The organism is Shewanella sp. NIFS-20-20, from assembly GCF_019209865.1.
Taxonomy (GTDB): domain Bacteria; phylum Pseudomonadota; class Gammaproteobacteria; order Enterobacterales; family Shewanellaceae; genus Shewanella.
The window spans coordinates 1-16,164 of sequence record NZ_JAHUTT010000031.1; the positions used below are offsets into that span (position 1 = coordinate 1).

Below are 16,164 nucleotides of genomic sequence, written 5' to 3' on the forward strand. Positions count from 1 at the left end.
AATATCTTCCCAGCCCTCGCTGCCTCCTATGACCGCCACCACTGTTAAAAACAGTACATCGAACAAGGGATAGGTAACTTTGGTTGCCTGTCGGTGGTCTTCAATACGTTCGAAGTGCTTGGTAAGGGAAAGAAGGCTCATGATAGGGTCTCAGCAAAAGAGAGTATAAGATCACAACGCCATCAAATTGAAAAGCTTTGCCCATTTGATTGGCTAAAATTTGTTCGCGATCTCACCCTGGGGTGCCGCCTTTGTACTCACGGGTTGTGATAATGAATATGCATTTGCCGAGTTTCGTTGTTTCTTAATTTCGTTAGGAAAAACCTGGTTTGAGCGGATATTGGTAGAGCCCGATTATCTGGCGGAGCTGCCTGAGTTTCCGATGAGAGATAATTTTCCCTATCCCTTTGTCGACGAATATGATTTGGTGGCTGGTCAATTATATGAAGAGCGTACCGGTGAGGAATTACCTTTTGTACCTTCGGCGGGGCGTCGCCCAGAAGGTAAGCGGTTTGATGACAGAAAGAGAATGTTAATCAAGCATTATCCAGGGCTATGTCAGCGATTTCCTTTCTGAATAGTGGCCTAGCAATGTCATGTAATTGCTTACATTTATTGAATATATATTGAGCGATTCTTTGTGGTAACATCTAGACTATAATCTGCGATCAATGTTTCCAGCTTAGGGGCGGGCCCCTATGGCTAATTAAGGAGGTCATAATGAGAATAAGAGGTTACGTTTCACTATTGGCATTAGCGGCGCTAGCGCTCGGTGGTTGCGCTCAACAATCGAGTGAAGTTACCCCTGAGGTGAGTCCAGTGACTCAGGCTGGCCCGGTCCAGATTGAGTGGCTAGATCCTAATAAATACACTGATATAACTTCATCCTCTGAGTTGCAATCACGTTTTTCTCAGCGGGTGTTTGACACCTTAACCGCCAATCTTGCGCAAGTGGCGACACCGGTACTCGAGCCGAATGAGAAACTGCAATTGGTGGTGACCAATGTAGACTTGGCGGGCGATGTGAGACCTACCTTTGGCGCGGCGCTCAATGATATTCGCATTGTCAGTAATTTATATCCGCCAAGAATTACCTTCACCTATAAAGTATTGAGCGGTAACCAAGTGGTGATGTCGGGGAGCGAGAAACTGCAAAATTTGGGTTTTCTAGATGGCATTCAACCGATCATCGAACGCCCTTTTATGTATGAGTCAGCGTTATTGACCACTTGGTTTAATCAAACGTTAGCGCCCACATTGCAAGGGACACCCCCCCAATAAACGTTAGCGTTTTTTCACATAAAAACAGCCGCAGATGCGGCTGTTTTTGTTGATTAACTTTGCTGTTTAAAGGCTTGCAGGGTCGATAAGACTAAGGCTAATTTTTTCACTAGGGCCTGTAGTTGCTCAGTATCAACGGCATCTTGCGGCAGCTGGGCTAACTCTTGGGCTAAATCTTTTACATACGGCAAAAAGCGTTTACTGTTGTGAGTAAAACCTTGCTCTGGCTTAAAAATAGTCGTGAACTTTGCGTGTCCAGCGTGTTGTAATGCATCCAGTTTGGCATCTGCATCGATGGCTTGACGGTAAGCAAGCTGCAGATTTTGCTGAAGTTGCTCCAGAATTCGTGAATAAGGCATAGGGTTCTCTCAACAAAGGTCAGTTAGGGATTATATATGAAATGGTCTGCACCTCGCAAAACTCCACTCCACATGCTGCTGATGGTTTTACTCTGCTGGGGAGTGGCGCCAGTCGGTCAAGCCCGCACGACGGAGGCTAATCCGGTATTTTATCGCTTAGAACATCTAGGTCAGACGTTATATTTACTGGGTTCTATCCATGTTGGGCAAGCCAGTTTTTATCCGATGCACCGCCTGATTGAGTCGGCATTCGCTGGCGCAGATACCTTAGTTGTCGAGGTCGATATTCGCCAGCCAATCTCGGCGCAGCAGCTCATTAAGTATGGCAAGGTGACGCCGCCGGCTCAATTGCCCGCGACCACACAGGCACTATTAGCGCAGTATTGCCAACCGCGTCAGGCCTTTTGTCAAAGTCTTAAGCCGTGGGCACCGTGGTTGCAATCATTGCAAATTGGCATGATGCGCTATCAAACACTGGGTTATCAAGCCCAGTTTGGGGTGGATCTCTATTGGCTCAACCAAGCTGCAGATAAGCGGGTGTTGGCTTTAGAAACCAGTGATTTCCAATTAGGCTTACTGGCTTCATTTACTGATCCAACCCAAGATTATTTAATGATTCAGGCCATCAGTGCGAGCGATGCCGATATGCTGGCCTTAGTTGATGCTTGGTATGAGGGGGATGATGAACAACTCGTCGAGTTATCGCAAACCCAAGTGTTAGCCTATCAGCAACAGAGTTTAGTCGAGCGTCTCTTATGGCAACGCAACCATACGATGGCGCAAGGGCTGCTGGAGATCATGAGCCAACATCAAGGTCAGGCGCCTATCTTTGCCGTTATCGGTGCTGCGCATGTGGTGGGGCCAAAATCGGTGGTGTCGATATTAGTCGAGCGAGGTGGGCGCTTGATAGATTGCCGTTTGGAGCCTAAACGCTGCGGGTCGTGAATATTAGCTATACTGATTAAAAAATGAGCATGGAGGCTTAATTTTGCAATCAACTTCTTCGCTGGTTTATCCTGGATTTGAAGAAATAAATCGCACTTGGGATAAAAAACACGGCAAATTTGTCGCAAGGGTAAATCCTGGTGAATATTATTTAACTGGGATAGATGAGCTAGTATTCACTCGCTTAGGCTCGTGTATTGCCGCTTGCATTTATGACAGCGAAATTAAGATTGGTGGGTTAAATCACTTCTTGTTACCCAAAGGCGGAAATTTAGATAGGGCTGATGACGCTGATAATTACTCGTGCCGTTATGGTAATTGGGCAATGGAGCAGCTCATCAATGGTATTTTATCTAAAGGTGGCAAACGCTGTAATTTAAAGGCCAAGGTATTTGGTGGCGCCAGCATTGGCAACCAAATCACCACCAATGTTGGCCAAATGAATATTGATTTTGTTTATCGCTACCTTGCTACTGAGAATATTCCTATTTTATCTCAAGATGTTGGCGGCACTTGGCCGCGCAAAGTCTTATTTAATCCGACCACAGGCAAAGTGCTGCTTAAGCGCTTAGCCAGCGAGCCAATTGAAGTTATTACCAAACAAGAAGGCCGCTACTTTACGAGTATTTGTAAAAAATCTCAAAAAGGCGACATTGAACTATTTGATTAGGTGCGTGGCTTGTGGCCAATAAAATGGACGTAACGGCCCAAGGATAAATAAGGCTCTTGTTGGCAATAGGCCAATTCCATGGCTAACACTTGCTCGAAACTCGCCGAAGCTGGTAAGGAGTGTTTAAGGTAGTCGTTTATCACTCTAACCCCTGATTGACACACTAATGATAATTGCCATTGTTGAAACCAAGCTCGGACCTCGTGAATAAAGAGCGGGTGAGTGGGGGTTAATCTGACTTTTTTCTTGATGTTGAAATCGGCGGCAACATAGTCAAAATTGCCTGAGATTAGCGCATGAAATCGCATGGCTTCTTTGTTAAAAAACATCAAAGAAAACAGACCATCATCATCGAGTAAGGTTAATAATTGGGTCAAGGTACCCTCGGCGTCACTGAGCCACTCGGCCACGGCATGGCATAAGATTAAATCAAATTTACCTGTGACATGCTGACTGAGATCTTGGATTGAACAGTGGATTAACCGCATGTCGATAGCCGGTTGTTTATTGGCTATTTGCGACTCAGCTTCGGCCAACATTTCGGCAGAAATATCGCACAGGGTCACGTGGTGGCCCAGTGCTGCTAATTGTTGACTAATAAAGCCAAAGCCACCGCCAGCATCTAAGATCCTTAATTTTTTGGTTTTTTTTACCTTGCATAGACTCTCAATATGGCAAGTTAAGTCACGCCATAACACGGCTGCACGGATCTTACCTTTGGGCGTGCCGTAAATGTTTTTAGCAAATTTAGAGGTGAGTGTATCGAAGTTTTTATCTTGCACTGGGGGAGTTAGCCTAGGGATCATTGCCTAAATTTTGCCACAGACCGATGATGCCGTCAGGTAAATCTCGATCAATTTTCGCTTGGCAGCGCCATTATCTGAGTAAATGTTAATCAAGCTGATTTTTGTATTAGATTAGCATATAATTTGGGGCTAATTTTTACACAGACACCATGCGAATATGCAACATATAGTTCACCTCAATGAAATGCCATCGTTATTCTCCCTTTATCGCAAGATCATGTTTGGTCGTAAGCCAGGCTGGAATAAAGAGCCGTTGGAATCTATTCAGGTGAATTGTGCGCAAGTGGCTATTAAGGCCGATGCGGTGGAACGTTATGCCTCTGTGTGTGGCTTTCAATTTGATGGTGTTTCTCTTCCGGCAACGTATTTGCACGTGTTGGTGTTCCGTTTACAGGCTGAATTATTTACCCATAAAAGTATTACCTTTCCCTTACTTGGAATGATCCACCTGAAAAATCGTATTCGCCAATATCGCGGCCTCACGATTAATGAACGGGTCGATATGAGCTGTGAGATGCGTGAAAGTCGCATTAGCGACGCTGGGTTAGAGTTTGATCTGTATGCTGTCGCCGAGGTGGATGGCAGTATCGTGTGGGAATCCGTATCAACCTATTTATATCGTTGCCCTATGGCTCATGCCAGTCGCAGTCGACCGCCAAAAGGGTCTGACATCAACTGGCAATCGCCACAACAGTGGCATTTGGATGATGACTTAGGCCGCCGCTATGCACTGGCATCGGGGGATTATAACTTAATTCATCTGCACCCTATTTTATCAAAACGCTTTGGTTTTGACCGAGTGTTAGTGCATGGCATGTGGTCGAAAGCTCGCTGTCTTGCCGCGCTGGAACCGGCCAGTATTGATCGTCCCTTTGAAGTCGAAGTGGCGTTTAAATTACCGTTATTTATGCCGGCGGATATTACCTTTGCTAGTGAATCGATAGCTGATGGCCATCGGTTTGAATTACGGGATATCAAAGGGCGACGTCCTCATTTGATTGGGCAATTGAACTACCTTTAATGCATAAGTAGGACTGTGGGGCTGTGCGCTTGAGCACGCTTATATTAGTAAAGTGCAACTGCCCCTTTGTGCTCGCCGATATTTCCTCTATGATCGTCACGCCCTTGCCGATCCATGAGAATAATAACTAGATGCTATCTGACATTGAAATTTCAAGAAACGCCCAACTACAACCAATTTCATCGCTTGCCCAACGGCTAGCGATCGCACCAGATGAGTTAGTGACTTACGGCCCCTATAAGGCCAAATTATTACCCAGTTTACTGACTCGACTGCAATCATCCCCTCGAGGTCGCACAATTATTGTGACGGCAGTGACACCCACCCCTTATGGCGAAGGTAAGACGGTCACCACCATTGGCTTGACCCAAGGTTTGCAAGCGCTGGATAAAAGCGCCTGCGCCTGTATACGTCAGCCGAGTATGGGGCCGGTGTTCGGGGTGAAAGGAGGCGCTGCCGGCGGTGGTTACGCCCAAGTCGTGCCAATGGAAGAGCTTAATTTACATCTTACCGGCGACATTCATGCCATTAGCAGTGCCCATAATCTGGCCGCGGCGGCCATTGATGCGCGCTTATTTCATGAAACACAGTTAGGGCCTGATGCTTTCGCGCTGCAATCAGGATTGGCGCCATTAAACATCGATCCGCAGCAGATTTTATGGCGTAGAGTTGTCGATCAAAATGATCGCAGTCTGCGTCAAATTGAGGTTGGCTTCGGGACTAACAATGGTCCGGTGCATGCGTCAGGATTTGATATTACCGCCGCCTCTGAATTGATGGCGATTTTGGCATTAAGCCGTGATTTAGCCGATATGCGGGCCCGTATAGGCCGAATAGTGCTGGCTATCTCCACCCAAGGCGAGTGGATTACCGCCGAGGACCTTGGCGTCGCAGGGGCGATGACGGTGATCATGCGCGAGGCGATTGCCCCAACCTTGATGCAGACCTTATCCGGTGCTCCTTGTTTAATTCATGCCGGTCCCTTTGCCAATATCGCCCATGGTAATTCATCGGTCATTGCCGATGAGATTGGGCTGCGTTTAGCCGATTATGTCGTGACCGAAGGTGGCTTTGGTTCTGATATGGGCTTTGAAAAATACATTAATATCAAGGTAAAAACATCTAATACACCGCCATCAGCGGCGGTGTTAGTGACCACTCTAAGGGCGCTTAAAGCCAATGGTGGTGATGCAGTTGCTGATATCAATGAGCCCAATCAACCGGCCTTAGATGCTGGATTTACTCATTTATGCTGGCACATTAACAATGTCAGTCAATATGGTATTCCGGTGGTGGTGGCGATTAATCGTTTTCCTAGCGACAGTGATGAAGAATTAGCGTGGTTGCAACAGCAAGTGGCGCAGACGGCGGCGTTTGGCTGTGAAATCAGTGATGCCTTTGCCCACGGAGCTTCCGGCGCTATGGCATTGGCAGCGACCGTGGTTGCCGCCTGTGAGCAACCGAGTCAACTCACTGAGTTGTACGACGCGAGTTTGCCACTGCTGACTAAGCTTGAGCTTCATATGCAGCGAGCCTATGGTGCAGCGGGCATAGCGTTAACAGAACAGGCACAAAGGCAACTGCAAGGCTTAGCCGCTGACTATGGCCATTTACCTTTATGTGTGGCTAAAACGCCGATGTCCATTAGTCACGATCCTAAGCAAAAAGGCGTGCCGAGCGATTTTGTGGTGCCAGTGACCGAGTTGCGACTACATGCTGGGGCTGGCTTTATTACCGTGCTGACAGGCAATGTCATGACCATGCCAGGCTTGGGGTTACGCCCCGCCTATTTGCACATCGATATTGATAGCCAAGGCGAGATCCAAGGGTTAGCTTAGGCCAGTCGAATACTGACTCGGCTCAGCATAAACAAGGCGCCGAACGGCGCCTTTATTGGGTTTTAGCAATTACTCTTGGCTATCTTGATGATAGATATGCACATCGCGCTGCGGGAATGGAATGGTAATACCTTCCTCGTCGAAACGTATTTTCACGGCTCGAGTCACATCCCAATACACGTCCCAATAATCTTCAGGTCGAGTCCATGGACGAACGACAAAATCGACACTGGAGTTGTTGAGGGTGTGAAGCTTCACTAATGGTTCAGGGTGTTTGAGCACTTTAGGGTGCGTGCTAATAATGTCCATTAGCACTTTCTCAGCGTGAGGAATATCATCGCTATAACCAATACCAAACACCAGATCGACTCGGCGTTCGCGTTCGGCAGTGATGTTATTAATGGTATCGCCCCAAATCTTATTGTTTGGAATGATAAGACGCTGGTTATCAAAGGTCATGATCGTGGTTGAGACCAATGTCATGTGGCTTACCTTACCAGTCACACCGGCAGCATTGATTAAATCACCAACATCAAATGGACGGTAAATCAGGATCATCATCCCAGAAGCAAAATTCGATAAAGTATCTTGCAGGGCAAAACCAATGATCACACCGGCAATACCAAAACCGGCCAGCAGAGGGCCAAGCTCAATCCCTAGCTGCGACAATGCGATCAACAGACCAATGGTAAAGACTACCTTGCCGGATAACTTAATAAAGAAATCTTGCAATAATTGACTGAATTTCAAACGCGAGTTGCTGACGGCGCGTTTCACTATGGTTTCAGCTAAGCGGCCAAATAGCATAGCCAGCATTAAAATTAAGCTGAAAATAACCAGTTTAAATACGAACGATGGACCATTATCGACCAGCTGGGTATAGCCTACGCCAAACCACTGCTCCAATAAGCCTTTTGCAACATCAGCGTTGATTAAGCCCTGGGTCAGATCTCCCGATACGCTGAATAACACTTTCTTTAAATCAGCGGTATTGTCACCCATGGAGTCTAGCAGGGTGATGGTGACATTTAAGCTGCTTGTGCTCTGATTAAGCCACTCATTGAGGGTGGTATGGCGGGCAACTAAATGGGCAGGAACATCCTTGCCAGCGGCACTAATTTCATTATTGACTAATTTCAGTTGTTGTTGAATATACTCGGCTGTCGAGGCCAATTTATGGCCGCGAACCAATAGGTCAGCACTGAGTTGCTGTTGTTGACTATCAGTATTCTCACCCAGTTGTTTCGCCCAATCTAAGGTTTGTAATTGCGCCTCAAAAAAGATATCGCGCTCGCTTTGACGGTTAGCGATTTGCAGCAATACCGATTGGTCGTTATTGGTGTCGAGTTTCTGCTTTAAGTCGTTTATATCATTATTTAAATAGGTATTAATTCTATTTAAAAAATCAAATTGCTGATTGATAAGCGGCAGGGTCGTGGCTTTATCGATATCAGCTTGGGCCATCAGCTTTTGAATATCACCACGAATGGCTTTGATATTACTCAAAATGGTGAACTCAGTGAGTTTTCTCAGTTCTCCTTGAGCGGATTTCAAAATGACGACTTCGTTATCCACACGTTGTTGCAGTGCGTGGATTTGTTGCAAACTGGCAGTATTGGCATCGGTGCTATCGGGCTCGGCTGCCACCATTCGGCTGCACGAGATGACCAATAGCAACAACAGCGACATTATTCTAAATGAAGCTTTTGGCATGGTGTATTCTTCCAAAATTAAACTGGGGCACAATGGTATTCGCTAACGCATGTCGCTGTAAATATTTGCTTCATGAGTTATCCCATCAGCCTAACAGAAAACAGCCAAAAGTGTGGGTTTGCGGGGTGTGAAGGCATCGACTCTCACGTGACAGCGCGGCTAGGATTACGACATGATGGCGTATCTGCTACACTAGCGAATCGAATTTTTATAAGGTTTCCCTATGATTTGCCCTCATTGCCATCAGGCATTTAAAACCCATGCTATTGAGATGACACGCGGGCGTGGCTTGGCGGTTGAATTTCAGTGCCCTAAATGCCAAGCATGGCTGGGTAAGAGTGCCTGGTTACAACGCGGTAAGTTACTAGGATTTTATGGTGCAGTAGCGATGGCGATTGTGGCTTACACTCAGCCGCACTTATTTGGCATGGCGCTGGTGGCTGGGATGTTTTGCGTGATTACCTTGATGGTGTCGCATTTAATGGATCAGTTACAGATCCGCGAAAAACCCGCCGAGTCTAAATAATCTGTTACAACATCGGCGACTTAGTGTGGGCTAAGTCGCTAACGGCTTAGCAGGGCTTAATGTACCACTTGCTCTTGGCTAGCTAATGACGCCTCAACCCAATAAATACCGCCTAAGATCCCTAAGGTAAACAAGCCGATGAAGGTGATAATTCCCCAGTTTGCTTTCAAAAAGTTAATCATCTTATCGCTCCAATGTTTCGATGTTGGCTAAATCATAGCCCGATTGACTTAATGATGTCTTAATTTCTGTTAACCTTGCTATTAACACTAGAGATCTTTTAGACTCTGCAAACAATTACAACTGTTACCAGTGGTAACAATTTGGGAGCGATGCGACTGTGCATACGTTAAGGGGAAGACATCAAGCCTTGATTGGGTTGCTATTAGCATCCTGGTTAATGCTATTTGTGTCGGCTCCGACCCATGCGCTAAGCCATTATGATGATATTGGATTTACCCATTGTGGTTTGTGTATCCATCATCATCAAATGCAAGCCTGTTTACCCCTGAGTGTCACGCCTCTGGCACTCAGCCCGCAAGTCTGTCCTCAGCAAGAACAGCCCAGCGTCTGCGTGTGGCGCCAGCACGTCAATCACTTCCAAGGCCGAGCCCCACCGCAACTCAAATGATTTTATAGTTAATTCTTAGCTCACAAGCCCGTGCTTGTGGAGCTTATTTTTGCATACAAATTTTTTGGGTATTGATATGAATTTTTTATTGTGTGGGCGTAAGCCATGGTGCGCTATTGGATTAATCGTCATGAGTGGCCAGTCTGTAGCCGCCAGCAGTGATACCAATAATCTGCAATTGAGTGCGGTGGTCAATGGGTATTATCAAGATGGCCAACAAGCCTTAGCCGAGTCGAGCGAGGGCTTTGGGCTTGGGGAAACCGAAGTATCACTCGGTGGCAATATTGATGACGCGTTTTATGGCAAGGTCACCACAGTGCTGGCCTACCACGATGGCGATACCGAACTTGAACTCGAAGAGGCCTTTATCCAGACGTTGGCCTTACCCGCGGGATTATCTTTACGCGCCGGCCGTTTTCTTTCCGATATCGGCTACTTAAACAGCCAGCATTTGCATACCGATGATTTTAGTGATCGGCCGTTGCCTTATCGCGCTTTTCTTGGCGATCATTATTTTGATGATGGGTTAAGGTTGGCTTATGTGATGCCGACAGACCTGTATTGGACCCTCGGGGTGGAAGCCTTCAGTGGTGATAAATTACGGGCAGCTGATCCTGAGGGCCATCGCGACTTTTCCAGCGTAGGTGTTTATACCGCCTTTACTAAGGTGGGGGGCGATCTTGGCCTCGAGTCGTCGTGGCAACTCGGGCTGAGTTATCTGCGCAATGAAAATGGTCGGGCAGGTGAGCACCATGAAGAGCATGCCGAGGCGGAAGGTGAGCATGCTCATGGTGATGAAGGCCATGATCATCAGGCAAAATATACCGCTGAAAATACATATATTATCGATGGCGTGTATAAGTGGGCCCCGCAGGGGAATAACAAATATCAACAGTTGACCTTAGCGGCCGAGTATTTTTATCTCACCGGCTTAAATGAGCATGCCGAGCTGGGCGCGGCCGATTATTTCAGTGGCTGGTACTTAAGTGGTCACTATCAATTTAGCCCCCAATGGTCGACAGGCTTGCGTTATAGTCGCGTCGACGTGCAAGAAAGTCACGATGAACATTTTGATGATATTGGCTATCAAGAATGGGATGTGAACCTCGCATGGCATCATAGTCATTTCTCTACCGTACGCCTGCAACTGACTCATCAAAACAATGACATGCTAGGCTTTGATGACAATATTGTTACCTTGCAATACGTCATGTCTCTGGGGGCTCACAATGCGCATCAATTCTAACTGGCTCGCCCTGTGTTTATGGGGCGCGAGCGTAGGTTTAGCCCATGGCGAAATAGCGATTTTTGCCTGCGAACCTGAATATGCGGCGTTAGCGAAGGAGCTGGCGCCAGAGGCGGATATTTATAGCGCGACGACGGCGCTGCAAGATCCGCATTTGGTTGAGGCGCGACCGAGCTTAATTGCCAAAATGCGCCGCGCTGATGTGGCCATTTGTGCCGGCGCTGAGTTAGAGGTTGGCTGGTTACCTATGCTGCAGCAGAAGTCGGCAAACCCTAAAATGCGCTCGGGCGCTTTAGGGCTATTTTTTGCCAGCGATCATGTCGAGACCTTAGATCAGTTAACGCGCACCGATCGCAGCATGGGTGATGTCCATCGCGCCGGTAATCCGCATGTGCATTTATCGCCACCGCGGATGCTAAAAATTGCCGAGGCCTTTAGTGCGCGCTTGCAAGCATTAGATCCAGATAATCAAGCACAATATCAAGCCAACCTGGTGCGTTTTAGTGAGCGTTGGCAGCAGGCAATGAGCCACTGGCAGCAGCAAGGAGAGTCGCTGGCGGGCATGAAGATCATTGGCTTTCACTCCAGCTTCCGCTATCTCTACGATTGGCTTGGCATCACGCAGGTTGCCGACCTTGAGCCTAAGCCTGGGGTATCTCCCTCTAGTGCGCACTTGGCAAGCTTAACTGAGCGAGCGGAACAAGGCGATGTCAGCGCGATTGTGCAGGCCTCTTACCAAGATAAGCGCCCAGGCGCGTGGTTATCTGAGCGCACGGAGATACCGGTGTTGGTGTTGCCGATGTCGGTTGGCGGTGATGATAACAGCCAAGATCTGTTTAGTTGGTATCAGAACCTAGTGACGCAATTGACGAGTGTGCGCTAATGGATAGCGCCTTGCTACTCATCCTGTTGCCGGCCTTAGCCGCCGGCTTACTGGTCCTCGCCACCCACGTGGTGCTGGGGCGGCAAGTACTCAAGCGAGGCATAATCTTTATTGATTTGGCCATTGCGCAAGTCGCCGCACTAGGCACCGTGATGATGCATCATAGCCATGTATTGAGTGAGATCCCATTGGCGACTTGGTGGATGCCGGCGCTATTTGCGTTAGCCGGTGCGGGGTTAATTGCTTGGTTAGCCCAACATTGTCGTGACGAGCTTGAAGCCATTATTGGCTGTATTTATGTGGTCTCTGCCGCGGCGGCGATGTTATTGCTGGCCAATGATCCCCACGGCGGCGAGTTACTTAAACAAGTGTTATCTGGCCAAATATTGTGGGTCAATTGGTCGCAATTAGTCGTCCCGGCCTTGGTTTCAGTGCTGTTGCTACTCTTATGGGCTTATCGGCCCAGCGTGCTCTATGGCAGCTATTTTTACTATACGTTTGCCATAGTGATTACCTTGTCGGTGGAGTTGGTTGGGGTCTATTTAGTCTTCTCTAGTTTGATTTTACCGGCGTTAGCAGTCAACCGCTTGAGTCACTACTGGTGGTTAAATGCCTATGCTGTCGGCGTGAGTGCTTATGTGGTCGGTCTTGGGTTGTCGACAGTTTTCGATGTCCCCGCTGGCGCCACCATCGTGCTGTGCTTGGCGCTGTTTGCGGTAATATTTCGCCTTTGGCGTCATTGGTTAATGGCAAAAAATTAACATAGCGTACACATGTATCTAAAAAAGATTGAGCGTCAGTAGCCCTATGGCTATACTGGCGCCTCAATTTTATAGGGAGCTTGTTGTGCTGTTAATCATCAGGTCTATCGTGCTTGCATTGATGTTATTGCTAGCATTTATATTCGGCGGTCTTTATTGTGTGCTAAGACCGCGCCATCGCGATAATGTACATATGTTCGCCAAGATTTTTTCTTGGGCCGCCCCAGTGGTTGGCATCAAGGTGATCACTCGACGCTCTCCCTTGATTAAAGACGAGCCTTGTATCTACGCGGCTAACCACCAAAATAACTACGATATGTTTACCCATACGGCGGTCGTTCCCTCAGGAACCGTTAGCTTGGGTAAGAAAAGCATTGTGTGGATGCCACTCTTTGGTCAAATTTATTGGTTATCAGGCAATATTTTAATCGACCGAAATAATCGCCAAAAAGCCTTCGATACCATGGCGCAAACGGCGGAACAGATAAAAAACAAATCGCTTTCGGTCTGGATTTTTCCAGAAGGCACGCGCTCGCGCGGTCGCGGCATTCTGCCCTTCAAGAGTGGTGCCTTTCATACGGCCTTAGCGGCGGGGGTACCTATCGTGCCGGTTGTCGCCTCATGCCAAAGCAAAATTAATTTTAACCGTTGGAATAACGGCGTGGTGATTATTGAGATGCTCGATCCCGTACCTACCAAAGACTTCGATAAGTCAGATGTCAAAGCCTTAGTTGCTCAGGTGCATCAATCCATGGCCACTAAGTTTGCACAATTGAGTGAAGAAGCCGAGCAGATGAGTGCCAAAGGCTAAATCTGGATGGAAATCCTAACGGTTCGCTCGATCTCAGCGGGTTTGAGTATATAATTGGCGGCAGATATTTCGGTAGGAGTAAACCATGTCATTACAGCAAGAGTTGCAAGAGCAATTCGAAGAAAACCGCGAAATCGTCGAGGCCTTATTGGCCGATGGTTCCGAGGCCGATGCTATTTATACGATTGAGCACCATTTCTGCTCAACCAATTTTGATAAATTAGAGAAAGCCGCGGTCGACGCCTTTAAGCTGGGCTTTGAAGTGAATGATGCCGAAGAAATGGAGCTCGAAGATGGGGGAACCATTTTCTGTTTTGACGCCATTGCCAAACATTTACTGAATGTCGAAATATTGGATCAAGCCTGTGAGCAATTGATGCAGTTAGCCGATAAGCACCATGTTGAGTACGACGGTTGGGGCACGTATTACATCGGTGACGATGCGGAAAGAGACGAAGACGACGAGCCAGCCGAATCCCCTTGGCATTAATGGGTCGTAAGATTGTAAAACACCGGGCTTGCCCGGTGTTTTACTGTCCGCACCACGCTAAGCGGTTGTACTCGCAGCGGCTTTTGAGGGGCGAGGGGGCTGGCCGCCGGCGCCTATGGTAGCGATTTTATCACCACTTTTGTCTGGGTTTATAGGGTAGCTGCGGCTGTTTGGTTTGACGTTGAGTCGCGATTTTTTGATTGCGACCCAACAACAGTTTGAGTTGGTACCAAGTCTCTCGGCCAAGTAAGCGCGATAACGAGGCAGACCAGCTGCGGTGGGTTGAGAATTTAATCGCCGCCAACGCATCGGGAGAATGTTCAGTTAATTGCTCAATCAATGTGATAGCACAATCCATGGGCTCGGGGCTCACCCGACTGACCAAACCCAGATGATGCGCTTCAGTCGCGGTGATGATATTGGCGGTCATGGTCAGCTCTAAGGCTTTGTCTTTAGGGACTAAGGTGCGCAACATCGCCAAACCTGCCATATCGGGCACTAATCCCCATTTCGCTTCCATAATAGACAAGCGGCACTCTGGACTCGCGATGCGAAAGTCAGCCCCTAAGGCGATTTGCATGCCACCACCCAAACAGTTGCCTTCGATGACGGCAACCACCGGCATGGCTAATCGCTGCCAGCCTAATGACACTCGCTGGGCTAAATTCGCCGCCCCAGGCCGCCATTTGACTAACAGTCGCAACGCTTGGCTTGGGCGCCTCATTACGCTGGCAATATCGAGCCCAGCACTGAAATTGTGCTCGGCACCATGCACTATGACGGCGCGAACATCCCGTCGACGTTTAAGTTGAGTGATGACTCTATCGATAGCTAAAAACATCTCAAAGTTAATGGCGTTGAGTTTTTCAGGGCGATTGAGGCACACATAGGCGACTTGCTTTTCAATGGTAAGCGTGACGAGTGACATACTGACTTTCCTTAGCTGAAACCTCAGAGCTAGGGTGACACTGAGTTTTTAACATTTTTATCACGAGCCATGGTGGTCAGTCCAGTTAAGTTGCTGTTTAACCTTCAACTCGAGATATCCAAATGTAGCGTAAGCAACTACACTTGGGCTATTGGATGTCGATTGAGTGAAGCGGTTTTTGGATGTTAGCTAGCGTCAGTATTGGCTTCACAAGATTTTTAAAGACCTTTATAAGGACATAACACTCCCATGACAACACAAGTGCTTATTTGTGATGATTCTGCCATGGCGCGCAAGCAGATGGCGCGCACACTCCCCCCCGATTGGGATGTCGAGATCACTTTTGCCACTAATGGTGAAGAAGGTTTAAAGGCCATTGTCGAGGGCAAGGGCGAAGTGGTTTTTTTGGATCTCAATATGCCGGTGATGGATGGCTATGAAGTCTTAGAGCAAGTCCAAAAACAAGATTTACCCGCTTTAATCATCGTAGTTTCCGGTGATATTCAGATTAAAGCTCATGAGCGGGTTAAGGCGCTCGGGGCGTTAGACTTTATTCAAAAGCCAGTCAGTGTCGACAGTATTCGTAATATCTTGATGGAATACGGCGTAATCGCTGAAAGCTGTGCTGTCAGTGAGCAAAATACCGAATTGGTCAAGGTTGATTTGCGCGATGCCTGTCAGGAAATCGCCAACGTGGCCATGGGGCGTGCCGCTGATTTGCTGGCCAAACTCCTCGATGTATTTGTGTTGATGCCCATCCCCAATGTGAATGTGCTGGAGGTCAGCGAGCTGACCATGGCGTTAACCTCGGCCAAAGATAACGAGAAGATATCGGCCCTTTGTCAGGGTTTTATTGGCGCCGGCATTCGCGGCGAAGCCTTGTTACTGTTCCATGATTCCTGTTTTAAAGAAATGGCCAAATTAATGCGCTTAAATTTGCCTGATAGCGAAGACATGGAAACCGAAGTATTGATGGACACCGGAAATGTATTAATTGGGGCATTTTTAAATGGCGTCGCCGAGCAACTCGATATGCATTTTAGTCAGTCGCATCCAGTTATTTTGGGGCGTCATTGCAGTTTTGATGAGTTGGTCAGTGAAAATTCATCAAAATGGCAGCGCACCTTGGCAATGGAAATCAACTATCAAATCGAAGATCATCAAGTGCAATGTGATCTCTTGTTGCTCTTTACAGAAGATTCAATACCAACCTTGAGTTACAAACTCGGCTATTTGTTGGATTAAGGGAATAACT

General features: G+C 47.6%; 20 protein-coding genes. 14 read left to right on the plus strand and 6 right to left on the minus strand.

Going from position 1 to position 16,164, the window contains the following annotated elements; translation table 11 throughout:
• The coding region (locus tag KU855_RS11030; RefSeq protein ID WP_218530377.1) for a transposase family protein at positions 1–141 on the minus strand (141 nt) is incomplete at its 3' end.
• Between the two features lie 79 nt (positions 142–220).
• On the opposite strand from KU855_RS11030, the gene KU855_RS11035 reads away from it, so the two are divergent.
• The gene (locus tag KU855_RS11035; protein ID WP_256260983.1) at positions 221–577 is read left to right on the plus strand and encodes a DUF4240 domain-containing protein; all 357 of its coding nucleotides are present in this window, start codon (positions 221–223) and stop codon (positions 575–577) included.
• Positions 578–720: 143 nt separating this feature from the next.
• Positions 721–1,281: a DUF3016 domain-containing protein gene (locus KU855_RS11040; protein WP_218530340.1), complete on the plus strand. Its 561-nt coding sequence runs from the start codon at positions 721–723 to the stop codon at positions 1,279–1,281.
• 53 nt (positions 1,282–1,334) lie between these two features.
• On the opposite strand, the gene KU855_RS11045 is transcribed toward KU855_RS11040, so the two are convergent.
• Positions 1,335–1,640, minus strand: coding sequence for a prephenate dehydrogenase (locus KU855_RS11045; protein ID WP_218530341.1), 306 nt, complete (start codon positions 1,638–1,640; stop codon positions 1,335–1,337).
• Between the two features lie 36 nt (positions 1,641–1,676).
• On the opposite strand from KU855_RS11045, the gene KU855_RS11050 reads away from it, so the two are divergent.
• Positions 1,677–2,585, plus strand: a complete 909-nt coding sequence (locus KU855_RS11050; protein ID WP_218530342.1) for a TraB/GumN family protein — start codon at positions 1,677–1,679, stop codon at positions 2,583–2,585.
• Positions 2,586–2,628: 43 nt separating this feature from the next.
• Positions 2,629–3,255 (plus strand): chemoreceptor glutamine deamidase CheD, encoded by a 627-nt coding sequence (locus KU855_RS11055; RefSeq protein WP_218530343.1) that lies wholly within the window; start codon positions 2,629–2,631, stop codon positions 3,253–3,255.
• Here the strand turns inward: KU855_RS11055 and KU855_RS11060 are convergent.
• Positions 3,252–4,037, minus strand: a complete 786-nt coding sequence (locus KU855_RS11060; protein ID WP_218530378.1) for a methyltransferase domain-containing protein — start codon at positions 4,035–4,037, stop codon at positions 3,252–3,254. The two genes, KU855_RS11055 and KU855_RS11060, sit on opposite strands and share 4 nt — an antisense overlap.
• A gap of 208 nt (positions 4,038–4,245) precedes the next feature.
• Between KU855_RS11060 and KU855_RS11065 the strand changes: the two genes are divergently transcribed.
• Together KU855_RS11065 and KU855_RS11070 are read left to right on the plus strand one after the other, a co-directional pair.
• Complete coding sequence (locus KU855_RS11065) at positions 4,246–5,082, plus strand: MaoC/PaaZ C-terminal domain-containing protein (RefSeq protein WP_218530379.1); 837 nt, start codon at positions 4,246–4,248, stop codon at positions 5,080–5,082.
• Positions 5,083–5,213: 131 nt separating this feature from the next.
• Positions 5,214–6,920: a formate--tetrahydrofolate ligase gene (locus KU855_RS11070; RefSeq protein ID WP_218530344.1), complete on the plus strand. Its 1,707-nt coding sequence runs from the start codon at positions 5,214–5,216 to the stop codon at positions 6,918–6,920.
• A 69-nt stretch (positions 6,921–6,989) separates the two neighbouring features.
• On the opposite strand, the gene KU855_RS11075 is transcribed toward KU855_RS11070, so the two are convergent.
• Positions 6,990–8,633: a mechanosensitive ion channel family protein gene (locus tag KU855_RS11075; RefSeq protein WP_218530345.1), complete on the minus strand. Its 1,644-nt coding sequence runs from the start codon at positions 8,631–8,633 to the stop codon at positions 6,990–6,992.
• Between the two features lie 223 nt (positions 8,634–8,856).
• Here KU855_RS11075 and KU855_RS11080 point away from each other — a divergent pair, with 223 nt between their 5' ends.
• A complete protein-coding gene (locus KU855_RS11080; protein WP_218530346.1) occupies positions 8,857–9,159 on the plus strand; it encodes a hypothetical protein in 303 nt (100 codons plus the stop codon).
• A gap of 56 nt (positions 9,160–9,215) precedes the next feature.
• Here KU855_RS11080 and KU855_RS18875 read toward each other — a convergent pair whose 3' ends face one another.
• On the minus strand, positions 9,216–9,341 hold the full coding sequence (locus KU855_RS18875) for a hypothetical protein (RefSeq protein WP_256260986.1): 126 nt from the start codon (positions 9,339–9,341) through the stop codon (positions 9,216–9,218).
• Between the two features lie 218 nt (positions 9,342–9,559).
• On the opposite strand from KU855_RS18875, the gene KU855_RS11085 reads away from it, so the two are divergent.
• From KU855_RS11085 to rraB, 6 genes are all read left to right on the plus strand, one after another.
• The gene (locus KU855_RS11085; RefSeq protein ID WP_218530347.1) at positions 9,560–9,790 is read left to right on the plus strand and encodes an ABC-type zinc uptake system zinc chaperone; all 231 of its coding nucleotides are present in this window, start codon (positions 9,560–9,562) and stop codon (positions 9,788–9,790) included.
• Positions 9,791–9,866: 76 nt separating this feature from the next.
• The gene (locus tag KU855_RS11090; protein WP_371316355.1) at positions 9,867–11,036 is read left to right on the plus strand and encodes a hypothetical protein; all 1,170 of its coding nucleotides are present in this window, start codon (positions 9,867–9,869) and stop codon (positions 11,034–11,036) included.
• Complete coding sequence (locus KU855_RS11095) at positions 11,020–11,919, plus strand: metal ABC transporter solute-binding protein, Zn/Mn family (RefSeq protein WP_218530348.1); 900 nt, start codon at positions 11,020–11,022, stop codon at positions 11,917–11,919. The genes KU855_RS11090 and KU855_RS11095 overlap by 17 nt, the downstream gene beginning before the upstream one ends.
• On the plus strand, positions 11,919–12,680 hold the full coding sequence (locus tag KU855_RS11100) for a metal ABC transporter permease (RefSeq protein ID WP_218530349.1): 762 nt from the start codon (positions 11,919–11,921) through the stop codon (positions 12,678–12,680). The genes KU855_RS11095 and KU855_RS11100 overlap by 1 nt, the downstream gene beginning before the upstream one ends.
• Before the next feature lie 85 nt (positions 12,681–12,765).
• Positions 12,766–13,491, plus strand: a complete 726-nt coding sequence (locus tag KU855_RS11105) for a 1-acylglycerol-3-phosphate O-acyltransferase (protein WP_218530350.1) — start codon at positions 12,766–12,768, stop codon at positions 13,489–13,491.
• An 85-nt stretch (positions 13,492–13,576) separates the two neighbouring features.
• Positions 13,577–13,981, plus strand: a complete 405-nt coding sequence (rraB, locus tag KU855_RS11110) for a ribonuclease E inhibitor RraB (protein WP_218530351.1) — start codon at positions 13,577–13,579, stop codon at positions 13,979–13,981.
• A gap of 130 nt (positions 13,982–14,111) precedes the next feature.
• Here rraB and KU855_RS11115 read toward each other — a convergent pair whose 3' ends face one another.
• The gene (locus tag KU855_RS11115) at positions 14,112–14,909 is read right to left on the minus strand and encodes a crotonase/enoyl-CoA hydratase family protein (protein WP_218530352.1); all 798 of its coding nucleotides are present in this window, start codon (positions 14,907–14,909) and stop codon (positions 14,112–14,114) included.
• Positions 14,910–15,158: 249 nt separating this feature from the next.
• Between KU855_RS11115 and KU855_RS11120 the strand changes: the two genes are divergently transcribed.
• Complete coding sequence (locus KU855_RS11120) at positions 15,159–16,154, plus strand: response regulator (RefSeq protein WP_218530353.1); 996 nt, start codon at positions 15,159–15,161, stop codon at positions 16,152–16,154.
• The last annotated feature ends 10 nt before the right edge of the window (positions 16,155–16,164 follow it).